Source organism: Pseudoxanthomonas mexicana (assembly GCF_010093385.1).
Lineage (GTDB): Bacteria > Pseudomonadota > Gammaproteobacteria > Xanthomonadales > Xanthomonadaceae > Pseudoxanthomonas_A > Pseudoxanthomonas_A mexicana.
On record NZ_PDWV01000096.1, the window covers coordinates 1 to 5,701 of the forward strand.

Annotated in this window: 6 protein-coding genes; 3 read left to right on the forward strand and 3 right to left on the reverse strand. The window is 67.2% G+C overall.

The genetic code is table 11. The features are described 5' to 3' along the window. Nucleotides 1-546 (forward strand): RNA polymerase-binding protein DksA (gene dksA / locus CSC76_RS18580; protein ID WP_238395097.1); only part of this gene is annotated, 546 nt, incomplete at its 5' end. 69 nt (nucleotides 547-615) lie between these two features. Here the strand turns inward: dksA and CSC76_RS18585 are convergent. From CSC76_RS18585 to cysS, 3 genes are all read right to left on the reverse strand, one after another. After that, a complete protein-coding gene (locus CSC76_RS18585) occupies nucleotides 616-1,857 on the reverse strand; it encodes an MFS transporter (RefSeq protein WP_162111444.1) in 1,242 nt (413 codons plus the stop codon). Next, nucleotides 1,854-2,291, reverse strand: coding sequence for a SufE family protein (locus CSC76_RS18590; protein WP_162111445.1), 438 nt, complete (start codon nucleotides 2,289-2,291; stop codon nucleotides 1,854-1,856). Before CSC76_RS18590 ends, CSC76_RS18585 begins: the two co-directional genes overlap by 4 nt. Nucleotides 2,292-2,356: 65 nt before the next feature. Beyond that, a complete protein-coding gene (cysS, locus tag CSC76_RS18595) occupies nucleotides 2,357-3,745 on the reverse strand; it encodes a cysteine--tRNA ligase (protein ID WP_162111446.1) in 1,389 nt (462 codons plus the stop codon). A 141-nt stretch (nucleotides 3,746-3,886) separates the two neighbouring features. On the opposite strand from cysS, the gene CSC76_RS18600 reads away from it, so the two are divergent. Further along, a complete protein-coding gene (locus tag CSC76_RS18600; protein ID WP_162111447.1) occupies nucleotides 3,887-4,387 on the forward strand; it encodes a hypothetical protein in 501 nt (166 codons plus the stop codon). Nucleotides 4,388-4,659: 272 nt separating this feature from the next. After that, nucleotides 4,660-5,664, forward strand: coding sequence for an N-acetylornithine carbamoyltransferase (locus tag CSC76_RS18605; protein WP_162111448.1), 1,005 nt, complete (start codon nucleotides 4,660-4,662; stop codon nucleotides 5,662-5,664). Nucleotides 5,665-5,701 lie beyond the last annotated feature (37 nt).

Here is a 5,701-nt window from a genome sequence, read left to right on the forward strand (position 1 = left end):
GCCCCCGTGAGTCCCCGTCCCGCCGCCACCCGCCCGATCGGCAAGGTCGCGGTCGCCGTGGCCGCCCGGCCTGCGGCGCCGGTCGTGCGCGGCAAGGTGAAAGAAGTGCCCTACAAGACCGATGAAGCCACCGGCCGTCCCATCGTGCCGACCGGCTACAAGCCCTCGCCCGAAGAGGAGTACATGAGCCCCTTGCAGCTCGAGTACTTCCGTCAGCGCCTGCTGCAGTGGCGCGCCGACCTGGTGGAGGAATCCAAGCAGACCATCGAGAACCTCAAGGACGAAGTCCGCGATATCGGCGATGAAGCCGAGCGTGCGACCCGCGAGACCGAGAACTCGCTGGAACTGCGCACCCGCGACCGCTACCGCAAGCTGATCGGCAAGATCGACAGCACGCTCAAGCGCCTCGAAGGGGGCGATTACGGCTACTGCGTCGACACCGGCGAAGAGATTGGCCTGGATCGCCTGGAGGCGCGCCTGACCGCCGAGCGCACCATCGACGCTCAGGAGCGCTGGGAGCATCTGCAGAAGCAGCAGGGCGATTGAGTCCTGCGTCCACGCATGGAGAACCCCGCCTTGGCGGGGTTTTTCTTTTCCGGCCCGGACGATCTTGGCCTACTGCAGTTCGCGCAGGTCAAGCCGCCGCAGCCGGGGTGCCTTCCATGCCGTCATGCCGGCCACGGAGAGGATGGCGAAGCCGCCGAGGATCACCGCGGGCACCAGTCCCAGCAGCCTGGCCATCGTGCCCGCGTAGAACGCGCCCAGTTCGTTCGACGAACTGACGAAGATGCCGTTGATCGACGACACCCGGCCGCGCATCTCGTCGGGCGTGGACAGCTGCAGGATGGTCGAACGCACCACCACCGACACACCGTCGCACATGCCGTAGAACAGCAGGATGGCCGCCGACAGCCAGAAGCTGCGCGACAGGCCGAACGCGATGACGGCCAGTCCGAAACCCGCCACCCCGAACAGCAGCACGCGGCCGGCGTGCTGCTGCAGCGGATGGCGTGCCAGCCACAGGCCCACGCACACCGAACCCGCCGCCGGCATCGCACGCAGGATGCCCAGGCCCTCGGGGCCGTGGTGCAGGATGTCGTGGATGAACGCCGGCAGCATCGCCACCACGCCGCCCAGCAGCACCGAGAACATGTCCAGCGCCATCGCACCCAGCATGATCTGGTTGTTCCACACGAAGCGCGCGCCCTGCGCGATGCTGGCGAAGACGGGCAGGCTGACCGCAGGCGGTCCGGGCTCCTCCACGCGCAGCCGGGCCAGCACGATGCCCGCGAGTAGTGCGAACACCACCGCCATCGCGTACGACAGCGTTTTGCCGCCAAAACCGACCAGTAGCCCACCCAGGGCGGGGCCGGTGACCAGCGCAGCCTGGAAGATCACGCTGCCCAGGCCCGCAGCGCGCACGAAGTCCTCGCGCGGCAGGACCTTCGCGAACAGGGCGTTGTAGACCGGGCTGAGGAACGAGCGCGCCATGCCGGTCAGTGCGATGGCCGCGTAGATGGGCCACGTTCCTTGGAAGGGCAGCGCACCGGCCGCCACCGCCACCAGGATCACAGCCGTGGTCGCCAGCGCGCCGCAGGCGATCATGCCGGTCCGCCGTCGTGGCAGGTGGTCGACCAGATAACCGGCGAACGGTGCCACGCAGAAGAATGGCAGGACCTCGGCAAGCCCGACCAGGCCCAGCGAGAACGGATCGCGGGTCAGTTCATAGATGTGCCAGCCGACCGTGACGGCGACGATCTGGTACGACAGCAGTGCACAGATGCGGTACGCCAGCACCGCCGCGTAGCCGCGGTTGCGCAGCAGCGAGAAGGCGGAGCGGGATCCGGCTTCGCTCACTTCGCGTTGGCGGCCGTCTCGCGGATGAAGGCCAGCAGCGAGGCCAGGCCGTTGCTGCGGGTGGGCGAGAGATGCTTGGCCAGGCCGATGTCGGCGATGTAGTCGGGCGTGGTGTCCAGGATCTCTGCGGCGGAGCGGCCCGAATAGACGCGCAGCGCCAGGAAGATCAGCCCCGACACGATCGCCGAATCGCTGATGGCATGGAAGTCCAGCCGCGCCGCATCGCCCTCGGGCACGATCCACACCATCGACTGGCAACCGAGCAGGCGGTGCTCCTCGCGCTTCCATTCTTCGGGGAACGGCGGCAGCTTGCGGCCCAGGTCGATCAGGTACTGGTAGCGTTCGGACCAGTCGCCGAAGAAGGCGAACTCGTCCTTGATGGCCGCTTGCGCGTCGGCGGAGGTGGGTTCGAGCGGGAAGATGGTGTCGGTCATGGTGTTATCGGTCAGGTCCGGCGTTCAGAGCTTCTTTTCCCCGGCGGGAGAAGGAAAAGAAGGCATCACGCCCGCTTCCAGCGCACGCCCTGCGGCGTGTCTTCCAGCAGAATGCCCTCGGCCGCCAGCTGGTCGCGGATGGCATCGGAACGGGCGAAGTCGCGGGACTTCTTCGCCGCTGCTCGTTCGTCGATCAGCGCCTGGATGCGGGCGTCGTCGTCGCTGGACGCGCCGCGACCGAACCATGCGGCGGGATCCTGCTGGAGCAGGCCCAGCACGCGGCCGGCACCGAGGAGCTCGCCCTTCAGGCGCTGCCTGTCCGCATCGGTGGAGGCTTTGCGCGCCTCGGCGGCGATGCGCGCGATTTCCGCCAGCGCCTGCGGCGTATTGAGGTCGTCGTCCAGCGCATCCTCGATGACCTGAGGTGTCGCAAGAGTGGCCGTCACGTCGCCCAGATCACGCAGCGTTCCGTAAAGCCGGTCCAGCGTGTTCTTCGACTGTTCCACCAGCGATTCGGACCAGTCCAGCGGCTGCCGGTAGTGCGCGGAAAGCAGCGCGTAGCGCAGCGCTTCCGGCGGGTGCTGCTGCAGCAGGTCGTGGACCTTCTCGATGTTGCCCAGCGACTTGCTCATCTTGGCGCCGCCGAAGTTGAGCATGCCGTTGTGCACCCCGAAGCGGGCGAACGTCTTGTGCGAGCCGTCGGCGTGCTTGTGCGCGCACTCGCTCTGCGCCACTTCGTTCTCGTGGTGCGGGAACTGCAGGTCCACGCCACCGGCATGGATGTCGATGGTCTCGCCCAGGAGGGCGGCGGCCATCGCCGAGCATTCGATGTGCCAGCCGGGGCGGCCGATGCCCCAGGGGGAGTCCCAGCCCGGCAGGTCCGGCGTGGAGGGCTTCCACAGCACGAAGTCGCCCGGGTCGCGTTTGTACGGGGCCACGTCGACGCGGGCGCCGGCCAGCATCTCATCGGGATCCCGGCGCGAGAGCTTGCCGTAGTCCGGGAAGCTCGCCACCGAGAACAGCACGTGGCCTTCGGCGGCATAGGCGTGGCCGCCGGCGATCAGTTGCTCGATCATCGCGATGATGTGGGCGATGTGATCGGTGGCGGCGGGCTCGATGTCGGGCGCGAACTCGCCTGTCACGCCCAGCCCGGCCATGTCCTCGCGATAGGCGGCGGCGTAGCGGTCGGTGATGGCCGAGAGCGGCACGCCCAGTTCCCTGGCGGCGGCGTTGATCTTGTCGTCCACGTCGGTGATGTTGCGTGCGTAGCGCAGCCCGCCGTAGCGCCGACGCAGCAGCGCGGCCAGCACGCCGAAGACCACCGGCCCGCGGGCATTGCCGATATGGACGTAGTTGTAGACGGTGGGCCCGCACACGTACATCGTGGGGACGGGGCCGAGCGGTTCGAAATCCTCTACCCGCCGGGTGAGGTTGTTGTGCAGGCGCAGGGTCATGGAGGCGGGGCAGGGGAAAGCCGGTCGATTCTACCTTCTGCGTCGAAGCCAGGGGTCGGTGCGGCCTGGCGACGCCGATGTTCAGCCCCACTCAAGGCGCGGTCCCTACACTGTGACACCGGGATACCACTTTCAGGCCACATGCACCGCCTCCGCTCCGCCTTCGCCCTGTCCTGCCTGCTGCTCGCCGCGCCCGCCGTGGCGCAGGAGCGGGTGATTCCTGCGGAAAACGTCCGCCTGGACTACGCGCAGGTGCTGAGCGTCGAGCCGGTGTACCAGACCCTTCGGGCCACCCGCACCGAGCAGCGCTGCGACGAGGTACCTGTGCCCAAGCCGGAACGGCCCGTGCAGGAAGAGAGTCGCTGGAACAAGGTGGTCAGCTCCGTACGGGGCTGGTTCGGCGGTGAGGACGAGGCGGATGCGCCCCCGGTGGCGCCGCCCACATCCACCGTGAAGGTCAATTGCAGGGTGGTCCCGGTCGAACGCGAATTCCAGCGCCCTATCGCCTACGACGTGGACTACATCTACAAGGGCGTGAAGTACCGCTCACGCCTGGCGGAAGATCCGGGCAACCGCCTGCGCATCCGCATATCCGTGGTGCCCTACGTGGCGCCGGCCCAGGCGACGGCCAGCGGGCCCTGATTCCGTGCACGGTTGCACACGCAACCGAATCCGTCCTTGCGCTGCGCCGCAGCACATGCGAGCATTCGCGCCCATGAAGATGAACGCACACGCCCATGCCGACAGCGCGGCCCGCCAGGCCTCGGGCATGACCTCTCGTGCGCGTCGACCGGAATCCTGCATCTAGCTGGGTAGCCCGGACGTTTTCGCCTGTTCACCGGAACCCAGCCAGAGGCTGGGTTTTTTCGTTTCTGAAGCCCGTTTTGCCACATTCCCGACACCAGGATGCCGTAATGAAGCACTTCTTGAACACGCAGGACTGGAGCCGCAGCGACCTCGACGCGCTGTTGACCCAAGCCGCCCTCTACAAGCAGCACAAGCTGGGTGACGCGCTGAAGGGCAAGTCGATCGCGCTGGTGTTCTTCAATCCGTCCATGCGCACCCGCACCAGCTTCGAGCTGGGGGCGTTCCAGCTGGGCGGCCATGCCGTGGTGCTGCAGCCGGGCAAGGACGCATGGCCCATCGAGTTCAACCTCGGCACGGGGATGGACGGCGACACCGAGGAGCACATCGCCGAAGTCGCGAAGGTGCTGGGCCGTTACGTGGACCTGATCGGCGTACGCGCGTTCCCGAAGTTCATCGACTGGGCCTACGACCGCGAGGACATCGTGCTGAAGTCCTTCGCCAAGTATTCGCCCGTGCCGGTGATCAACATGGAGACCATCACCCACCCCTGCCAGGAGCTGGCGCATGCGCTGGCGCTGCAGGAGCACTTCGGCACGTCCGACCTGCGCGGCAAGAAGTACGTGCTCACCTGGACCTACCACCCCAAGCCGCTGAACACCGCGGTCGCCAACTCCGCGCTGACCATCGCCACGCGGCTGGGCATGGACGTGACCCTGCTGTGTCCCACGCCGGACTACGTGCTCGATGAGCGCTACATGGGCTGGGCCGAGCAGAACGTCGCCGAAAGCGGCGGTTCGCTGCAGGTCAGCCACGACATCGAAAGCGCGTATCGCGGTGCCGACGTGGTGTACGCCAAGAGCTGGGGCGCGCTGCCGTTCTTCGGCAACTGGGAACCCGAGAAGCCGATCCGCGACCAGTACAAGCACTTCATCGTCGACGAGGCCAAGATGGCCCTGACCAACAACGGTGTCTTCAGCCATTGCCTGCCGCTGCGCCGCAACGTGAAGGCCACTGACGGCGTGATGGATTCGCCGCAGTGCATCGCCATCGACGAAGCCGAGAACCGCCTGCACGTGCAGAAGGCCATCATGGCCGCCCTGATGCAGCAGTGAGCGGAGAGGAGTGAGGAGTGAGCGAAAGCGCTCGCCC